The organism is Leptospiraceae bacterium (assembly GCA_015075105.1).
Taxonomy (GTDB): Bacteria; Spirochaetota; Leptospiria; order Leptospirales; family Leptospiraceae; genus JABWCC01.
Genome location: JABTUZ010000001.1, coordinates 811,243 through 829,780, shown reverse-complemented (window position 1 = coordinate 829,780; position 18,538 = coordinate 811,243). Strand labels below are relative to the sequence as shown.

23 protein-coding genes are annotated in these 18,538 nt (G+C 34.2%); 5 read left to right on the top strand and 18 right to left on the bottom strand.

Features of this window, described 5'->3' with window-relative positions:
* The 10 genes from HS129_04060 to HS129_04015 form a co-directional block, all read right to left on the bottom strand.
* Positions 1 to 582, bottom strand: a complete 582-nt coding sequence (locus tag HS129_04060; protein ID MBE7411227.1) for a heme-copper oxidase subunit III — start codon at positions 580 to 582, stop codon at positions 1 to 3.
* Position 583: 1 nt separating this feature from the next.
* Positions 584 to 907: a cytochrome C oxidase subunit IV family protein gene (locus HS129_04055; protein MBE7411226.1), complete on the bottom strand. Its 324-nt coding sequence runs from the start codon at positions 905 to 907 to the stop codon at positions 584 to 586.
* Positions 908 to 918: 11 nt separating this feature from the next.
* Entirely contained in the window at positions 919 to 1,092 is a 174-nt protein-coding gene (locus HS129_04050; GenBank protein ID MBE7411225.1) for a cytochrome c oxidase subunit 3, read from the bottom strand.
* Positions 1,089 to 1,520, bottom strand: a complete 432-nt coding sequence (locus HS129_04045; protein ID MBE7411224.1) for a cytochrome c oxidase subunit 3 — start codon at positions 1,518 to 1,520, stop codon at positions 1,089 to 1,091. Before HS129_04045 ends, HS129_04050 begins: the two co-directional genes overlap by 4 nt.
* 9 nt (positions 1,521 to 1,529) lie before the next feature.
* Positions 1,530 to 3,200 carry a cbb3-type cytochrome c oxidase subunit I gene (locus HS129_04040; GenBank protein ID MBE7411223.1) on the bottom strand — a complete coding sequence of 557 codons (1,671 nt, stop codon included), beginning with the start codon at positions 3,198 to 3,200 and terminating at the stop codon, positions 1,530 to 1,532.
* Positions 3,200 to 3,931: a cupredoxin domain-containing protein gene (locus tag HS129_04035; GenBank protein MBE7411222.1), complete on the bottom strand. Its 732-nt coding sequence runs from the start codon at positions 3,929 to 3,931 to the stop codon at positions 3,200 to 3,202. Before HS129_04035 ends, HS129_04040 begins: the two co-directional genes overlap by 1 nt.
* Before the next feature lie 132 nt (positions 3,932 to 4,063).
* Positions 4,064 to 4,489 (bottom strand): DUF420 domain-containing protein, encoded by a 426-nt coding sequence (locus HS129_04030; protein ID MBE7411221.1) that lies wholly within the window; start codon positions 4,487 to 4,489, stop codon positions 4,064 to 4,066.
* Positions 4,490 to 4,493: 4 nt separating this feature from the next.
* Positions 4,494 to 5,273: an SCO family protein gene (locus tag HS129_04025; GenBank protein MBE7411220.1), complete on the bottom strand. Its 780-nt coding sequence runs from the start codon at positions 5,271 to 5,273 to the stop codon at positions 4,494 to 4,496.
* Between the two features lie 66 nt (positions 5,274 to 5,339).
* A complete protein-coding gene (gene xth, locus HS129_04020; GenBank protein MBE7411219.1) occupies positions 5,340 to 6,110 on the bottom strand; it encodes an exodeoxyribonuclease III in 771 nt (256 codons plus the stop codon).
* 26 nt (positions 6,111 to 6,136) lie between these two features.
* Positions 6,137 to 6,466: a hypothetical protein gene (locus tag HS129_04015; protein MBE7411218.1), complete on the bottom strand. Its 330-nt coding sequence runs from the start codon at positions 6,464 to 6,466 to the stop codon at positions 6,137 to 6,139.
* Positions 6,467 to 6,626: 160 nt separating this feature from the next.
* Between HS129_04015 and HS129_04010 the strand changes: the two genes are divergently transcribed.
* Positions 6,627 to 7,805: a hypothetical protein gene (locus HS129_04010; GenBank protein MBE7411217.1), complete on the top strand. Its 1,179-nt coding sequence runs from the start codon at positions 6,627 to 6,629 to the stop codon at positions 7,803 to 7,805.
* Between the two features lie 298 nt (positions 7,806 to 8,103).
* Here HS129_04010 and HS129_04005 read toward each other — a convergent pair whose 3' ends face one another.
* Entirely contained in the window at positions 8,104 to 8,688 is a 585-nt protein-coding gene (locus tag HS129_04005) for a peroxiredoxin (protein MBE7411216.1), read from the bottom strand.
* 175 nt (positions 8,689 to 8,863) lie between these two features.
* On the opposite strand from HS129_04005, the gene HS129_04000 reads away from it, so the two are divergent.
* The 4 genes from HS129_04000 (at position 8,864) to HS129_03985 (ending at position 12,986) form a co-directional block, all read left to right on the top strand.
* Positions 8,864 to 9,517, top strand: coding sequence for a lysoplasmalogenase (locus HS129_04000; protein ID MBE7411215.1), 654 nt, complete (start codon positions 8,864 to 8,866; stop codon positions 9,515 to 9,517).
* Positions 9,518 to 9,604: 87 nt separating this feature from the next.
* A complete protein-coding gene (locus HS129_03995; protein MBE7411214.1) occupies positions 9,605 to 9,985 on the top strand; it encodes a hypothetical protein in 381 nt (126 codons plus the stop codon).
* A complete protein-coding gene (locus tag HS129_03990) occupies positions 9,982 to 11,688 on the top strand; it encodes a VWA domain-containing protein (GenBank protein ID MBE7411213.1) in 1,707 nt (568 codons plus the stop codon). The genes HS129_03995 and HS129_03990 overlap by 4 nt, the downstream gene beginning before the upstream one ends.
* On the top strand, positions 11,688 to 12,986 hold the full coding sequence (locus HS129_03985; protein ID MBE7411212.1) for an alkaline phosphatase family protein: 1,299 nt from the start codon (positions 11,688 to 11,690) through the stop codon (positions 12,984 to 12,986). Before HS129_03990 ends, HS129_03985 begins: the two co-directional genes overlap by 1 nt.
* Before the next feature lie 33 nt (positions 12,987 to 13,019).
* Here the strand turns inward: HS129_03985 and HS129_03980 are convergent, their stop codons facing one another.
* The 7 genes from HS129_03980 to HS129_03950 all read right to left on the bottom strand — a co-directional run bounded on the left by HS129_03980 (position 13,020) and on the right by HS129_03950 (position 18,535).
* The gene (locus tag HS129_03980; protein ID MBE7411211.1) at positions 13,020 to 13,238 is read right to left on the bottom strand and encodes a ferredoxin; all 219 of its coding nucleotides are present in this window, start codon (positions 13,236 to 13,238) and stop codon (positions 13,020 to 13,022) included.
* Positions 13,239 to 13,340: 102 nt separating this feature from the next.
* Complete coding sequence (locus HS129_03975) at positions 13,341 to 14,063, bottom strand: UDP-galactose-lipid carrier transferase (GenBank protein MBE7411210.1); 723 nt, start codon at positions 14,061 to 14,063, stop codon at positions 13,341 to 13,343.
* Positions 14,060 to 14,824 carry a hypothetical protein gene (locus tag HS129_03970; GenBank protein ID MBE7411209.1) on the bottom strand — a complete coding sequence of 255 codons (765 nt, stop codon included), beginning with the start codon at positions 14,822 to 14,824 and terminating at the stop codon, positions 14,060 to 14,062. The genes HS129_03975 and HS129_03970 overlap by 4 nt, the downstream gene beginning before the upstream one ends.
* A 47-nt stretch (positions 14,825 to 14,871) precedes the next feature.
* Positions 14,872 to 15,870 (bottom strand): GTPase ObgE, encoded by a 999-nt coding sequence (gene obgE / locus HS129_03965; GenBank protein MBE7411208.1) that lies wholly within the window; start codon positions 15,868 to 15,870, stop codon positions 14,872 to 14,874.
* Positions 15,871 to 16,896, bottom strand: coding sequence for a flagellar motor switch protein FliM (gene fliM / locus HS129_03960; protein MBE7411207.1), 1,026 nt, complete (start codon positions 16,894 to 16,896; stop codon positions 15,871 to 15,873).
* Positions 16,893 to 17,861: a hypothetical protein gene (locus HS129_03955; protein MBE7411206.1), complete on the bottom strand. Its 969-nt coding sequence runs from the start codon at positions 17,859 to 17,861 to the stop codon at positions 16,893 to 16,895. The genes fliM and HS129_03955 overlap by 4 nt, the downstream gene beginning before the upstream one ends.
* Before the next feature lie 44 nt (positions 17,862 to 17,905).
* Positions 17,906 to 18,535, bottom strand: coding sequence for a hypothetical protein (locus HS129_03950; GenBank protein MBE7411205.1), 630 nt, complete (start codon positions 18,533 to 18,535; stop codon positions 17,906 to 17,908).
* Between the last annotated feature and the right edge of the window lie 3 nt (positions 18,536 to 18,538).

The window sequence follows — 18,538 nt, the reverse complement described above, 5'->3', positions numbered from 1 at the left end:
TCAGTATAAATATAAAAGATAGTATAAAAACGGCCAAAGGTAAACTACAAAGAACCAATAGATCCCCACAGCCTGTAATGAAACCCTAGACTCACTTAAGTCATTACTTTGATTGAATCTATATAGAGAGTAGGAAAGAGCTACAACTCCTATCACTACGTGCAGACCGTGAGCACCCACAATAGTGTAAAAAAATCCTGCAAATAAATTGGATGTAGTAGTCATTCCAAAACCAATCAAACGCACCCATTCATACCCTTGAATCAACAGAAAAGTTGTTCCAAGTAGAATTGTAGCTAAAAGAAGTTTTTGGATTTTTTGTTTTTCATTGGATCGAAAAATAAAATACATTGTAAAAGAGCTGAAAATTAATATTAGTGTGTTGAAAAATGTAATCTCTACAGGGAGTCTCGGTTGATTTTCCGGTGGCCATGGAACCATGGATCCTGCCTTCCCGACTATATAAGCACTGATAAGAGCAGAAAAAAACATGACTTCAGTAAACAAATACATTATCATCCCAAGATAAGCACTTGGGATGATTTCACTTTTCATTGCTATTTCTTTATTTGTTGCACTCATTTCAAAAAGGTTTTTTCACTACTTCCAAAGGTACAATCACGGTATCCGGGTACACTCCGAAAAAGAAAAATAAACCGACACAAACCCCAAACCCAAAAAGGACGATAAGAGCGTAAGGCTCGTATTTTAAGTGCATAAAGTTTGCGATCACTAAATAGGCTTTTATAATTGCAGTTACAAAAATCAAATAGACAGCTATTTTATGATTAGGAATCCAATCTGCAACCAAACTTATCAATAAAAATCCTACAAGAACTGTATATATTAGAAAATAATTAGGGTGCCCGTGGTACTCAATTTCTTCGGTAGTTTCATTTTTTTGCATAGAATTCTCCTCTATTTTGCAATGTACAGCATTGGAAATATAAAAATCCAAATAATATCCACCATGTGCCAGTAAAGACCCACTAACTCTACCCTGTGTAGGTTTTTTCCTTTTTTCACTTGAAACATAACGATAGAAATAATCGTCATCCCGACTAATACGTGGATTGCGTGTAATCCAGTCATAGTATAGTAAAATGTCCAGAAGATCCGATCCCTTTACCGGATGCTACAAGCCCGGGTGAAGTAAGAGTCAATCTGAGTGAAATTTCATGGGAATATTCTATTGTCTTTACCCCAAGAAAAATAAAACCACAAAATACCGTAAAAAGCATAAGGTAAAACGCTTTCTGAAAATCTTTTTTTGCAGCGTAAGAATGAGCCAAAACAATTGTATAACTACTGGAAAGTAACACAAAGGTATTCAACGCCCCAAGTGGTGTAGAAGTGAGTGCGGTTTGTTCTGCCCACTCAGGGTATCTCAATCTAAGTAAAATGTATGTTGCGATAAGGCCTCCAAAGATCGCAATCTCTCCGGTAATCAAAACCCAAAATGCGAGTCTTCCCTTAGGCACGATAGATACGTTATTTGGCATTGTATTTGCAGTAGTCATAAACCCTCTCTAATTTTTTTCATTTTGTGGCCAATAGTCTGAGTTCCTGTTTGGCACACTGTATTCATAAGCCCCTCTATACACTTGTATCTCTGAATGAAAATTGCCGTGAGGTGGCGGAGAGTCAGCGACCCACTCTAATGTATTCGATTTCCAAGGATTTTTTTCTGCTTTTTCTCCTTTAAAAAGACTTACAATAAAATTGAATAGAAACACAGCTTGGGATAAAATGAGACCAATTGTTGCAATAGTTGCAATCACTCGAATTCCCTCATTGGACTTTAGAGACTCAAACGCAGTGTAGCTAAAAATTCTTCTATGCTCTCCTTTCATGCCCGAAAAAAACAAAGGCATAAATATCATATTAAAGAAAATAGCGGTAAGCCAAAAATGAATTTGCCCCAAAGTCTCGTTCATCTTTCTTCCGATAATTTTAGGGTACCAATAATACGTACCTGCAAGTCCTCCAAAGAACACTATTGGAATTAGTGTATAATGAAAGTGGGCAATTACAAAGTAAGTATCGTGCGCATAAATATCGAATGCACTAGAACCTAAATAAATTCCTGTCACCCCACCTACTAAAAATTCTGCAAGCATTCCGATTGCAAATAGATTTGGAACCTTGAATTCTATAGAGCCTCTAAAAAATGTAGCAATATAAGAAAATACTATTACCGCGAAAGGAATGGAAATAATGATCGTAGTAATACTAAAAAAATTCGCCATCCTTGGGTCTATCCCTGCAATAAACTGGTGGTGTGCCCAAACAATTATACTAAGAAAACCGGACAGAACGGATGCTATTACGATTGTTTTGTATCCAAAAAGAGGTTTTCTGGAAAAGTTTGTAATAATTTCACCTACCATTCCAAGGCTTGGCCAAAGTAAAACATACACTTCAGGGTGGCCAAAAAACCAGAAGAAATGCTGGAATAAAACTGGGTCCCCACCCCTTGCAGGATCGTAAAAACCAGTTCCAATCGTTCGATCTAAAAGTAGCATGATTGCCCCTGCGATTAAAGGTCCCACAGAGAGCATAAAAATAATGGAAGCTAAATTCAACATCCAGATCATTATAGGCATGTCCATAAAACCCATACCTTTAGCTCTTTTGTTGACTGTGGTGACGATGAAATTAATCCCACCCATGAGCATGGAAACAAATTCGAGTGCAACTGCAATTACCCAAAGAGTTCCCCCTGAATAAAGTGGAGGAGGAGTTTTTGGGTATCCATCGGCAGATAAAGGAGGATAGGCTGTCCAACCGCCACCAAAGGCACCACCGGGAACAAAAAATGAAGCGAGTAGAATAACCATGCTAATAAAAAATACCCAAAACGATAGCATGTTTAATTTTGGAAAAACCATATCGTCTGTGCCGAGCATGAGTGGAATCAGTATATTTCCTGCAGCACTTAGAAGCAAAGGCATTGCCACCCAGAAAATCATTACAGTCCCGTGCATAGTAACCATTGAGTTGTAACCGATAGGAGTTAATTTTCCGTACAATGGAATGCTCTGCCCGGGGTAGGCAAGCTGCATCCTAAAAACATACGCTAAAAATCCTCCAACAAAAGCCATAAATAGCCCTGCAATAAAATACTGTTTACCAATCATTTTGTGATCGGTTGAAAATATATATTTACGAATAAAACTTTCTTCATGAGTCAAGGTCATTATTTTCCCTCCTTATTTTTTATTTTGTTTTCCATAGGAGTACCGGTGATTGAAGCCGGTTTCTGCTCTGCAATCCCATACAATTGGTTTGTAAATTTACGATAATCATCCAAAGAATCTACGATTAGAGTGCCCTTCATCATAGAATGGTTCAGTCCACAAATTTCTGCACACATGATTTCATACTTGCCTATTTTAGTTGTTTCAAACCAACCCTTGATTGTCCTGCCAGGAACTGCATCTTGTTTTAGCCTAAGCTCCTTCACCCAAAAACTATGCACTACATCTCTGGAAGTTAGATCAAACACTACCTTCTTGCCAATTGGAACATGAAGCTCATAAGCCTCTTTGTCATCTTCCGTATTTAACTTTCCGTCAGGCCCCGGGTATGTATAAGACCAGCTCCACTGAAAAGCATTGATCTTTACGACTTCCTCGGATTGAGGGATATAGGTTTTGATATGATTCCAAACACCTGTATTCAATATGTCTATATATAAATCGCTTAATACTACCAAAAATACAAAAAACGCTAAGATCTTAGCTTCCTTCCAAGTGTTTCCGGTGATATAGTGTGCTTTTACGCCATTTCTTCTTCTATACAATATTAAAAAACTCATAAGAGTCCCAAAGGCTACAAAAAACCAAATTACCGCAAAATAAGTTATAGTTGTAGTCAGGGAATCTATTTGAGTACCGAAAGTGCTGATATTTTCGGGTAATAAGTTCATTGGTAAGAACCTCACTTGTAGAGGTCAAAATTTAAGAATATTGACCACAGATTTGAACAATTTAAGATAGTTCTAAAAATTTGCAAGTTTTTTTAGAATCATTTTAGTTTAAAATATATTATTTTGCGATTTTTATGACAGATGGTTCAAAAAAATGTATATCAATACCCCTGTCACAGATACATACAACCACACCGGTAAAGCCAATTTTACGATTTTTTTGTGGTTAGAAATCCTTTTTGTTAGTGCGAAATACAATGCAGTGAAAACAACCGGAGCCATTGGAATAGCGAGCACAATATGGGAAATCAAAACTGTGAGATATACCGGTCTTAGTGGATTTTCTTTAGGAAATTTCTTCTCCACAGGTATATTAAAATGATAAACCAAGTAAGATACAATAAATAAAACTGATGCTGTTAATGCAAAACCCATAAATAATTTATGGAGATGAATCTTTTTTTTCTTAACGTAAATAAACGCCAAGAGAATACAAATTGTTGCGAATAGATTTAGGCTTGCATTGAGTAAAGGAAGGTCTGTAATTTTAAAATTCATTTTTCTATCCTGTATAATTTTTTTTGCGTTTTAAAGTCTTGTAAAGTTTAAAGAAAATAAAAGCTCCACTGAAAAGTAAAAACAAAGGAATCAAAACATGCTCTATTCGATCAGTGTGAAGTTTGTAATCGCCTGCCATCATATCATATCTCAAAAAATACAAATGAACTTTTTTAGAAAAACTATTCATGATACTCGGATCTATCTCTGCTAAAGTATAGTACAGAGTCTCAGGTTGAAATATCGTTCCTCCGATTTTTCTAAAAAAGCGACCTTCACTTGTGTAAATATAAGCACCTACAGGATGAACCCACTGTTTTTCATTTTTATCAAAATAAAAAGTAAACCGTAAAGAATCGGTGATTTGTTGGATGCTTTCTTTGTCTCCTGTTAAAAATCGAAAGTCTGCCTTCTTGCCGGATTTTTCAAATTCTTCCATGTAAGCATTTTTTTTCTTTAAAGCAAGCTCTGGAGTTTCATGATGATCAAAAGACAAAACAGTGAGATGAAATTCTTTCCCCGGTGTAAGATTCAATTCCTTAACAGCTTTAAAAAATGAATTCAACTGAGTATTGCAAACTGTTGGACATTTATAGTAGATTAGGAAAAACACCAAAGGTTTCCCTGTTAAGAAAACATCATTAAATCCAATAACATTTTCCCCGTCACGGTATTTCGCATTGGCAGGGCTTGTAAAATCTAAAAGGGTTTTCTTTTTAATATCAAAGCCATGTATGTCTAAAACAAAAATCAATACAAAAAAAATAAAAATTTTTTGTTTCATAAGAATCTCCTTTTCCCTAAACTATTACAGGTCTTTGTCGATAAAACCATTCTTAAAAAAAACTATTTAAGGTAAATTCATTTCTAAAATTAAAGGAGCGTGATCAGACAAAACTACACTCTGAACAATTTTAGAATTTTTCAAATTACTCTTTATATTTTCCGTGATGAAAAAATAATCTATTCTCCAACCTTTGTTATTGGCTCTTGCGTTGAATCTATAAGTCCACCAAGAATACTCATCCTTGGAATTCGGGTAAAGACTACGGAATGTATCTATTAAACCATTATCTAAAAACTGAGTCAACCATTGCCTTTCTTCAGGCAAAAACCCGCTATTTTTTTCGTTGCCTTTCGGATTATGAATATCAATTTCTTTGTGTGCAATGTTTACGTCTCCGCATAGAATGATTTTTTTGTATTTCTTTTTCCATTGAATAAACTTTTTATTGTAATAGTCCAAAAATTCCATTTTCAATTTTTGCCTATCTTCTCCTGAAGTACCGGAAGGAAAATAAGTATTTACAAATGCAAAATCCTTGAACTCTAGAAGAATCACCCTACCCTCTTTATCAAAAAAATCATGCCCAAGCCCGTAAGAAAAACTTTTGGGTTTTAGTTTAGAGAATACGGCTGTACCGCTATACCCTTTTTTTTCTGCACTAAAAATAAATGGAAAGTATCCGAGTCTTTCCCAAAACTCCAAACCTATATCTTTTTCGGTTGCCTTGATTTCTTGAAGTGCTACAATGTCTGCATTTTCTTTTTGGATAAATTCCATTAAGCCCTTTGAAGTTGCAGAGCGAATTCCATTACAATTAAAACAAATATATTTCATATATAATCCACTATTTCTATTTTTCACTAAACAGGTTTACAGTAATTCCAAATTCTATTTCCATACTCATCTAAAAAAGCAATATAGTCGGGGCTTTCTTTCTCTATTGTAAAAAATTTTGAAAGATACTCCTTTTCTAATCTCTCGGATGAAAAAGTAATTGTGCCTGAGTTTACGGGACAATCCTCACTTTTATTGGAAAAAATAATCCGTAACCCTTCTTTAGATATAAGCTCCGAATGACCGGGCTGAAATCCAATAATTTGAAAGCCAAACACTTCAGAGAATATTTTTGCAGATCTTTCGCAATCTTTTGAAAATAAATTTACTGAATATAGCCTGAATACTGTGTTCATTTCGATTCTTCCATCAAAGCCAATATAAGATTACGCTAAAAAATAGATAGGACTTCCTTATTAAAAACGTATTTTAATTTTTTGGCTTAGGTATTAAAAAATATTACTCTAAAATAATTTCTTAGTTGAATACTTTTGACTTATTTTTAATAAATTCATTATGCTAAATTTAGAAGGGAAAAAAGACCCATACATAAACCTTCCGGTTAGCCTTGTTCTGACCGGAGACGGGTTATTACTGTTTGCCAACAACCCAAGCGTAATTAAAAAATTCAAAAACAGAGAAGGTAGCCTAAAACAAGGTATGCAGTCAGAGGCTTACAACTCGGTTTCTGTCCAGAAATTAGTTATGAATTCTTATTTAGAAGAAATTTTTATTAGCCTCCCTGATTTCTTGAGAAAAAGAATGGAAATCATTGATACGAATAATTTGGTCCTTTACGGAATTCTTTACAAAAAGCTCAGCCCTTCTCTTGCAACCATGCTTTTTGAATCCAATGTATTAAAAGACTACAACCGTAAAAATCCAAAATCCTTAATTACCAGTTTGAACCACGTTGACAGAGCTAAATTGGACGCTCTTCGATCTGCAAAAAAAGATTTCTTTGATATGATGGAAACAGAAATAAAAAATGAAGTAATTCAAAGAATTACCTCTAATAAAGAAATAGAAGAAGAGGATAAACTCGTACGAATGAGAAGTTTGGAAAAGTTTATCAATTATATAGACAAAAGAATTTGGTACTTGTATTTTGTGATTTATCAAACTCCACTCAAAGACGAAATTAAAAAGCACTTCGCAGATATGATCGCACTCTACTTAGACAGAACAAAACTCGCAACTCACCTAAGTAATCTACTTATGGAATTTATACAAAACGCAGAAAAAGCCCACTTTGAAAGAATTATAGTTCACCAGAATATGGCTAAAAAATCAGAAATTGATAAATTCTTAAAAAACTCCGAAAACAGAAAGTGGGTGATTGATGAAGCGAAAAAAAGAAATCAGATGTTGGAATTGTCCTGGAATATGAATTCAGAAAGATCAAGTACCGGAAATAATTTCAAGGTACAAATCTCTCTTTCTAATTTCGGTTTGATTGATGAAAGAACTAGAGCTTCGCTTGCAAGTAAAATGAAAAGTGATACCTCTGAAATTTCTGTTGCCAGCTTCTACCAAGATAGTGGAGATACAGACAAACTCGGAGCGGGTCTTGGACTATTGTATATTTCCTATCTTGAAGATATATGCAAAAAAGAAGGAATTAAATTTTTTTGTAATATTTTCCCTGAACCTTCAAAAGAAAAAACTACAGTGAAAATAGAAATTACTTTATGATAGTTTTTATAATCCATTATTTTTAATAATAATTATCAATCATAGCATGGTTTTTGTCTTATTGCTTCTTCCCTTTTTTGTATATCCTAAAGCGCGTTTAAATAGCTGACAGTTTTCTTTTGAGGTGAAATTATTTGTTTTCGTTTACAGTTTACTAATCAATGCCGCTACCACCATTCACAGAATTTTTTACCGAACCAATTGACTCAAAATTATCAGAAAAATTCAAAACAAGAAATATATTTACACAAAAGAAAAAAACAAAAAAGCCGAATTTCTTCGGCTTTGTCGAATTCGCTTACTTATTCACTGCAGTAAAATACTCTTTAGATTTTTCTACATCCGGCTTCATTGTCTTTCCACCTTCTTGCCAGTTTGCCGGACAAACTTCTCCGTGTTTTTCTACAAACTGGAAGGCTTTTACGATTCTTATAAACTCGTCTATGTTTCTTCCCACAGAATTGTCGTTTACTGTCGCCTGACGTATCACTCCATTTGGGTCGATTACAAAAGTCCCTCTAAGAGCCACCCCTGCGTCGAGTAAAACCCCATAGTCTCTTGAAATCTGTTTGGTTATATCCGCAACTAAAGGATAGCGAATATCACCGATTCCACCTTCTTTTCTTGAAGTTCTTTTCCAAGCTAAATGACTGTATTTACTGTCAACGGATACTCCGATCACCTCGGCTCCGATTTTTTTGAACTCATCTAACTTCGTGTCGTATTCGATGATCTCTGTCGGGCACACAAAGGTGAAGTCGAGTGGATAGAAAAACAAAACCACCCATTTTCCTTTATAATCCGATAAAGATATTTCTTTAAATTCATTCCCTACGACTGCATCTGCTTTAAACTCTGGTGCTTTTGATGTAACTTGTGGCATATATTCCCCTCTAATCTTATTTTAATGACCATTATATAAAAAGGGATTAGATTGTAAACTAAAAATTTAGAATGATTCTAAAAATTTATCACTTTTCCTATCAATTTCCTCATTTAGATAAAAAATAGGTTGAATTAAAGCAAAAATTTAAGATTATTGAATAAATCGTCGAATTATGTTTCTTATTTTCTTCTCTATCAGTTTAATTATAAGCTCAAGTTTCTCTATGTATTGCAGATACAAGAAGGAAAACTGGTATTTCATAGCAAAGCCTATTCCTCTTTCCCTTATGATCCTATTCTTACTCTATTTTTTGATACAAACCGATGGGTTTACTACATTCAATAACTGGATTTTAATCGGACTGATTTTTGGACTACTTGGAGATATTTTTCTATTGAAAGAAAGACTATTCCTTTTCGGGTTAATTTCTTTTTTAATTGGTCATATAGGTTACACAATCGGATTTTTACAAAATTCTAAAACTTACAACGAAACTGTATTTATTGTAGCAATACTTTTAGCTCTTTTGTATTCAGGTTTTTTAATAACTAAAATTTTCCGAACAAATAAACAAAAATACTTCCCTGCAATAATTCTATACGCAATCGGAATTTCCATTATGGCTGCGAGCGGAATCAGTATGAATAATGAATTGCAAACGAATTTTCCGTACTTCGGCTTTGGAGTTCTACTTTTTACATTTTCTGATTCTATATGGGGTTATAACAAATTCGTAAAACCTTTTTATTTTGCTCAGATTTTTATTTTATCTACATACTATTCTGCTCAGATGTTGTTCTGTATCGGAATTTTTACACTAATTTAAAATAATTTCTCTATATTAAAAAAATCTTTACTCATTTTCCTAAATCGAAAACTCTATCAATATACTATTTAAGTGAGTCTAATAAATATGAAGATAATTCTTATTTTGCTTTTTCTTTCTACTTCTATTTTTTCTAAAGATCACCCGATTCATTTTGAAATACGAAAAATCCAAGGAAATGAATACAGACTTTCAATAAATACACCTAAGCAATACGGAATCCAAAGAGATGTGCCGAATCGGATTTTACTGAGTGGGGAAGATGGACTAAGCGTACAAAAAGCAGACTTAAACTTTCGCGGCGGTATTCACTCTGAGAAAAAAGAATATTTTAATAAAGTAGAAGACATGAAAATTACTCTAAAAGGGAAGGGAAAGCTAAACATAAATGCAAAAATTTTCTATTGTGATTTCCAGAAAAATATCTGTATCCCTGCCAATATTCAAAAAACTGAAATCATACAATGATTGTTTACAAGTATTCTCCTTATAACCCAGAGGAGGAAAACAGCGCATCCGTTGATTCACTCATGTCTATAATTTCTGACTTGATGATGCACTATCAAATTTCTCTTGACGAGGCGATTCAAGAATTGCTCAACCGCGGGCTGCCGGTGAATATTTTTTTGAAAGAAGGGAAAATGGATAGTTTGGTCTCTGACTTAGAAAAAAAAATTCAAGATAAAATCCAAAACATTTTAGAAACCTATAATTTTTCTACACAAGAAGAACTTAAGAATATGGAGATTCAAAAATTTCTAAACCTTTACGAGAAAAATCCAATTAGGAAAACTTCTGAATTTCAAGAAATTCTAAAAATCCAAGATAGAAAAGGTGCCGACTTTCTATTTCAATTAAAATGGTCGAAGCCTCAAAAAGAAAATCCAGAGCTGGCAAAAATTATTGATACGTTATCCTCCATTCATCAGTCTTATTATGAAATTATTGGGGGTGCTTCTAAATATATATTTCTCGGTAATGAATTTCCCTCAAAAAAAGAAGCCGTTGATATAATTCAAAGTCTGGATCATTTAACTGAATTACTTTCCACTTTAAAAAATATGATCCAAACAGGAGATATATTCAATATCAATTTGGAGAATATTGCAAATTATCTTGGTGCGGAAAGCTACCAAGAGTTTATAGAAAAAAGAAATGAGATACTTGAAAATCTAAAAAAACTTTTAAAAAATGAAGGCAAAATTATTGAAGACGAAAATGGGGAAGTTAGCCTTTCACCCGGCTCTATTCAAAAAATTGGAAGAAATATACTCAAAGAAATTTTTCTGGAATTAAAAAGTGATGAAAGCGGGAATAATCCAATTCAGAGTCTTGGGGAGTCAGAAGAAGAAATTTCTTTAACCAAAAAATATGAATTTGGAGATAGCGTAACTAAAATTGATTATATTGGAAGTATAACCAATAGTATCGCAAGAGGGAATGGTAAAAATATAAGCCTATCAGATTTAGATATATTTTATTCGAGAGGGTTTTCTAAGTCTTCCACTGTTATTCTTATTGATATGTCCGGGTCGATGGAAAGATCTGGGAGATTTTACAACGCAAAAAAAATCACCCTTGCTCTCGATTCGCTAATTCGACAAGAGTATAAAGAAGACAAACTTACCGTAATCGGATTCGGCAGCACAGCAAAAATCATCTCTATCCCAAAGTTGGCATTTTTACAACCCTATCCTGTTACAATTTATAACCCTCTTATCCGACTCAAATTCAATTTTTCTAATTTGAGTAAATTGCAAATAGAAACTTTGGTTCCAATGTATTTTACAAATTTACAAAGAGGGTTGTCTCTTGCCAGAATGACTCTTTCTTCTAAAGAAACAAACAATAAAAATATAATATTGATTACAGACGGTGCGCCTACCGCCCACTTCAAAGGCTCTACCTTGCATATAAATTATCCTCCGAGCATAGAAGACTTTGAAGAGACACTCTCTGAAGTAAAAAAGTGTGTAGCCGAAAACATATCAATTAATACATTTCTATTGACCTCTGACTGGGATTATAATTATTTTGGTGAAGAAAGTTTTATCAAACAATTTTCCAAAATTGCACAAGGAAGAGTTTTTTATTCCAACCCAAATGAATTGAGTCAGATCATACTTTATGATTTTATAAATAATAAAAAGAAGTCTTTTAGTTATCTTTGATGTCAAAATTGTTTTTTTTGCTGATTGTAGTTCTTGCATCAACTAATTCATTGTATCCAAAAGAATCCAAGAAAAAATTAATTGTATTGTCTATAGACGGATTTCCCGGGTACTATGCAAATACGGATTCAAAATTTTATCAATATACACCCAACTTAAATAAACTGAGAAGGATGTCCAATTTTTCTAATTTGGTTACCTCAGTATATCCGACTATGACCTACCCTGCACACACTTCCATGATTACAGGGGTGGATCCTGAAGTTCATGGAATTCGCTCAAATACCCCTTTCGATCCGTACAATAAAAACCTTGGAGGGTGGATGTGGTATTATGAGGAAATCAATGCCAAAACAATTTTTGAGTTTCTTAAAGAAAGTCACAAAAAATCTGCTTCAGTGTACTGGCCTGTTAGCGCAGGTGCAGAAATTGATTACAATATTCCACAATACTGGAGAGCAAAAAATTCAGAAGATGAAAAACTAATCCGAATTCTTTCAACAAAAGGGCTATACGAGGAGCTAAAAGAAGAAGGTATTACGGTAAGTGAAATCACACCCGACAGAGAAAAGGTGCGTGCAGGTCTATCTATATGGAAAAAGAAAAAACCAGACGCATTATTTATATACACCACTGATTTGGACTCAGCTCACCACACCTATGGAGTCTATTCCAAAGAGGCAAAAGAAAAATTAATCGAGATTGACTCTTTGATAAAAGAAATCATCGAAAAGACTTCACTCTATTCAAAAAAAAATCTTTCCTTAATCATTGTGTCCGACCATGGATTTAAGGATGTTTCCAGAATTTGTTACCCGAATACAGAGTTAAAACAAAGAGGGTATTTGAACTTAGAAAAAAATAACTGGAAAGGGATATTTAGAACGATGGGAGGGATTTCACTTCTTTTACAAAACGATGATTTGCAATTTCGGTTTACGAAAGATGAACTAAGCTCCCTAAAACAAACAATTGAATCAAAATGTGAAGGCACAAAATTTATCTATGAAGGAAAAAGTTTTGAAAAATTAAAAAGAAAGTTTCACAGTGGTGCAATCGCTTTTTTATATTCGGAAAACAACACAGGGTTTGGTGAAAAAACTGATGGTGATTTACTAAAACTACTTGGACAAACTTTTTCCAATCATGGATTTCTACCGGGGGATACTTCTATGAAAACTATACTTCTATCTTACCCCAAAAACTCAAATTATAAGTTAAAGTCTATTAAAAATGTTTTGCCTCTAAGTTGCAATTGGTTAAAAATTCCGTGCAATAAGGATGAAAAAAAGAAATAAGCCTCTTAGTCTATAAGAGGCGTTATCTTATATCTACTTTTTCCAGTGAATGCACTCACCCGGACACTCATCCATTTCCTTTTGGACTGCTTTCCAATCTTGTTCAGGAATCTCTGCGTTGTTGATATTTCCACCGTTTATATGGGTTTCAGATGTATCGTTATCATCCATTTGAAAATATTTCGGTAAGTTATCAACACACTGATTGCAGGAAGTGCAGTCGTCCTTATTTACATATGCAATTCTACCCATTACTTTTTCTCCTTGGGGTCTTCTTAACTATTAGACAAAGTTTTTTAACTTACATGGTGGTCAAGTCTCAAATATTTTTTTTACACCTGCTTTAAGTGTAAACTATAGCTTGTGTATATCCATTGATTTTTTTAAATTCTCACAAAATGTTCTGAGTACACTCACCCTTGCGTTGTATTTATCGTTTGCAGAAATAATCGCCCATGGAGATTCTATCTTGGAGGTTTTTGCAAACATTTCATTTGCAGCTTCCTCATACTTGCCCCATTTTTCTCTATTTCTCCAATCTTCATCGGTTAATTTCCACCTTTTTAGAGGGTCATTTTTTCGAGCATTGAATCGCTTGAACTGCTCTTCAAAACTAATATGCAGCCAATACTTGATCAAAATAGCACCATTGTCTGTTAAGTCTTTTTCAAATCCATTGATTTCTTCGTAGCTTCTTGACCATTCTTCTTCTGTAGCAAAATTCTCCACTCTCTCAACCAATACCCTTCCGTACCAAGATCTATCATAAATACCTACATGTCCGATTTCAGGCAGAGTAGTCCAAAATCTCCAAAGATAGTGATGCTTCTTTTCTACTTCATTTGGGGCTGCAATAGACTTAACAGTGTATAGCCTCGGATCGAATGTAGAAGTTAGTCTTCGGATAGAGCCACCTTTTCCTGCTGCATCCCAACCTTCAAAAACAAGTATTATTGTTCGCTTCTTTTTAAATGCGTAGTGAGTCAAGAGTCTTGCCTTCTCCTGCAAGTCCTTGATTTCCGTTTTATACTCAGTGTATCCTAAAGATAAATTCAAGTCAACTTCTGATAGTTTCATGAAACACCCGCTTCTTCCAATAACAGTGATAGTATTTTATTGCTATCGATGTTTAATTTTTTTTCTAAACTAGCGATAATGCTGTTCATCACCTGATACTTGGCAAAATTCTTATTTTTCGCAGAGACAATACACCAAGGGCAATTTTCAGTATTGGTGGTATTTAATGCGTATTCAAACTCATTTCGGTACTCTTCATAATTTTCATACTCTTCCCAATCTGTTTCAGAAATCATCCACTTCTTTTCAGTTTCCTTGGCTTTTTTTAATCTATTTTTTTGTTCTTTTGCAGATATATTTAAAAAATATTTTAAAATAATATAGTGGTCATCCTGTATTAATTTTTCAAAATTCAAGATAGATTGAAACGCATTCTTGCAATCTTTTTTAGTGAGCAATTTATTTATTTTATCGTAAGTTACTCTCGAATACCAAGAGCCGTCTAAGATAGCCGTGTTTCCATATTCAGGTAAACCTTTCCAATACCTATGTAAAAATGGGTAATTATCGGAAGAACCAGAATTCATTGAATAGACTCGGAATTTTCTAGGGTCCAAACGCGTGGTGATTGTTTTTAATAAATCACCCTTTCCGCTTGCTCCCCATCCTTCTAATACAATCAAAGTCCCAATCTTTTGTTTAAACGCTTCTCCAAAAAGAATGTAAAGCCTCTCTTGTAAATTCTTTTCAATAGCTTCGTATTTGAATTTCTCGATTTGCCCACCGTATTCAAATTCATTCAATCGGATCATAGTTAGCATAGTTTGAAAAAGAAAAAAATTTTGGAAAGTGAATTTTTGAAAAATTACTAGTTTTTATGAAAAAAAACTTCATCCATAGCGTCTAACAGTTGGTCTAAATGAATGGATTTTTCTGCAGAAATTGGTATAATTCTCCCAAGGTGCTTTAGATTGTGGAGCAGTTCCTCTGTAAATGTTTCGTCTTCCCATAGATCGATCTTATTCAAAACCAAAATAGAAGGCTTATCCAATAAAGATTTATTGTAAAATTGCAATTCATTTTTTAACATCTTCAGATCGGATTCTATGTCAATTGAGCCAGCATCAATAAGATAGATAATTCCTTTTACCCTTTCGATATGCTTTAAAAAAGAAAGCCCAAGTCCGTGTCCCTTGCTTGCACCATCTATAATACCCGGAATATCAGCTATTGTGTAACGAAAAGTAGAGTTTTCCCTTTCTACTACGCCTAAATTTGGAATCAAAGTTGTAAAAGCATAACTTGCAATTTTTGGGTGGGCTTCAGTAATCTTACTAAGTAGTGTGGATTTACCGGCATTTGGAAGTCCGACAATTCCTATATCGGCGAGTAATTTTAAAGAAAGTTTTAAATCTCTAATTTCCCCTTCTTCTCCTGTTTGTGCAAATCTCGGAGTTTGGAATGTAGAAGATTTAAAAAATGCGTTGCCCTTTCCGCCACGCCCTCCACGAACAGGAATAAAAGTTTGGTCTTCATCTAAAAAATCAAATATTAACTCATTCGTGTTTACGTCGTAAATTTGAGTACCAACCGGAACACCAAGTTCCAGATCATCTCCTTTGGCTCCAGACTTATTTCTACCTTCTCCATTATTTCCGGGTCTTGCAGAATACACTTTTAGCGGGATGAATTTATCAAGGGTCTGAATAGAGAGCTTAGAGCGAAAGATAACGTCTCCACCTCTACCCCCGTCTCCACCGTCCGGTCCACCAAATTCTACAAATTTTTCTTTTCGCATAGAAACAGCGCCGGGACCACCGTGTCCGGCTTTTACGGTAATCAGTACTTCATCTATAAATTTTGACAATTAGTATTCTTGTTCCGATCTTGTAGAGCCGAGTAATTCATCCGGAATATCTTCTATCATATCACCGATTTGAACAGCTTGCCTGTTTCCAACTTTTCCGGGAGTGCATTTGAATTTACTTCTATCTCCCACTTTAATAATCATATCTGTTTTGATAGAAGTGTTTTCCATTTTGATTACATCCCCGACTTGAACATTCATCAAATCGAGTAGAGAAATATCCACAGTACCCACCTCGGCTACGAGCGGGATTGTAACTTGGTCCAATCTTTCTTGGATCACTGCCTTATTCTCATCCGTTCCACCTCGACGAATAGAAGAATACCAGTATTGAGCCGAAAGTTTATTGATGATAGGCTCGATTGTAATATAAGGAATACAAAAATTTGTCATTCCCTCTACCTCACCTACCTTAGTCTCTAAAGTGATAAGTACCACCATGTCATTGGGAGGAACTACTTGAGCAAACTGCGGGTTTGTTTCTATATTCCCAAGTCTCGGTCTTAGATCGATCACAGTTGCCCAAGACTCTCTTAAATGTCCTAAAATTCTGACTATGATTCCTTCTATTACGGACAACTCAATATCAGAAAGCTCTCTATTGATTTTTGTTGACTCACCCTTTCCTCCAAAAAGCCTATCTATAATAGTAAATGTTATCGAAGGATCCATCTCCAAAATAGCAGAGCCTTTCAGCGGATCCATATTCACAACCGCAAGTGTAGTCGGATTTGGTATAGAGCGAATAAACTCCTCATAAGTCAACTGATCTACAGAGGTAACGTGCACTACTACAAGCGCACGAAGCTGAGCGGAAAGACCTGTTGTAGCAAGACGAGCAAAAGTTTCGTGCATCATTTGTAAAGTTCGAATCTGATCTTTTGAAAATTTATCCGGTCTTTTAAAATCGTAAATTTTTACCTTCTTTTGCTCTCCGACAGAGGAATAATCTTCTTCGCTTACCTCTCCACTCGAAATAGCATTTAAGAGAGCGTCGATTTCATCTTGAGAAAGAATTTCAGTCATTTTCTTACCTTTACAATTAGATTAGATATTTTCCAAAATGGTGTCGGCTCTTCTTCACTTTTTTTCAAAGTATATTGATACTCAAATCTGGAAGGGATTCTCTCTTGCTCTCTTTCCACATATACATTCACTCTTGAAACAGTCGGGTTAATCCTATTCACAGAAAGCACCTTATAGTATTTTAGAATTCCTGATTTTGTTTCAGTTAAATGTCTTTTAAAAGATTCCAGTACTACTTGCTTTGATTCTGGATCGCTTTCCGTAAAATCTCTTGAAAATCTATCATAGGATAAAATATATTCACTAAAATCAATATATTTAAAATAATTTTCCCAGTTTTTTTTCATTTCTGCACCAAGAAACAGAAAAATTGTTTCTTCGGGGGAGATTCCTTCATTTCTCAAATCTCCCGTAGGTAGCTTTGGAACAAACTCTTCATCTTTTTTATTCTCGATATAAAAAAAAGCAGTATTTTTTGATTTTAAAAATACATTTTCTTCTAAAAAATTAGGATAAAAATACCCTTGTACATAGTACTTTTTTCCTGGTTTCAAATCAAAATTACGGGTTAAATTCAATTTCCTTGAATAAGTTTCGTTTGCATTCAATAAAATTTCTTTTACTTCATCTCCTGCCAAATTTACAATAGAAGTTTTTTTAGTTCTAATTTCTTCGGAGAAGTCACCCTCCTCGCTTCTTTTGACTTTTTCGTTATTTTCATCTAAAATTACAACCTGAAAAGTGGTAAATTTTTTTTCTACTGGAAAAATCCTGAGAATTTCATTTCCTGAGTTTGTAACTGAAAAATTCAGAAAAATATTGTCTCCATAATTATAGTGTATCTTGGAAAGACTAATTTGAATCTTTCCTTGAAGGTGAAGATAGTTTTGGGTGTGGTTTCCTCGTGCATCTCTATCCGGAATAGAAAAAATATACACAGGCAGGAAACATAATGCAATAATCAAGAACCTCATGGTAATAAAATCGACAAAACTATAAAAAAAGACAATTAAATTTTTGCTAATTTCTCTGCGTCTTCAATGATATAATTTGAGATTTTAATAAGCCTCTGAAGTATTCCTATGTATTTTTTATAATCAAAAAAAATAAGAATCAGTTTCTCCATCAAAGGTACAATGATTGACATAGATTTTGAAGATACCTTTAAATTCAAAAATTCTTTTCCTGAACTGCCGAATAAATTAGACTCCGCCATATATTTATTCAACTCTCTTACGATTCCTTCGTCATGGGTATCATTGGCTTCAAAGAAAGATTCAATTTTAATGATAAAATCTGTTAGAGTTTTTTTGATTTTTGCTTCATCATCGGTTGATTTTCTTTTTGAAGTCAATTGGTTGATCTTATTGTACTTTTCAATAGATTCTTCATACAAGCCATTGATTGCCAATCTTTCAGTTTGAATAAATTTCAGAAAAGTAATAATTCGGCTTAAAGAGTCAGGATACACTTTGGTCTTGTCCATTTCAGTCAGGATGGCTTCTCTAAATTTTACGTCTTCATCAATTTGGCTTATTTTTTGAAATATGGGAGCTAAGGAATCCTTTACTCCGAGCGATAATATTGAATGAAGACAATCGGTATAAGCTTCTTCTTTGGACAATGCTTCTAAGCTCATCGA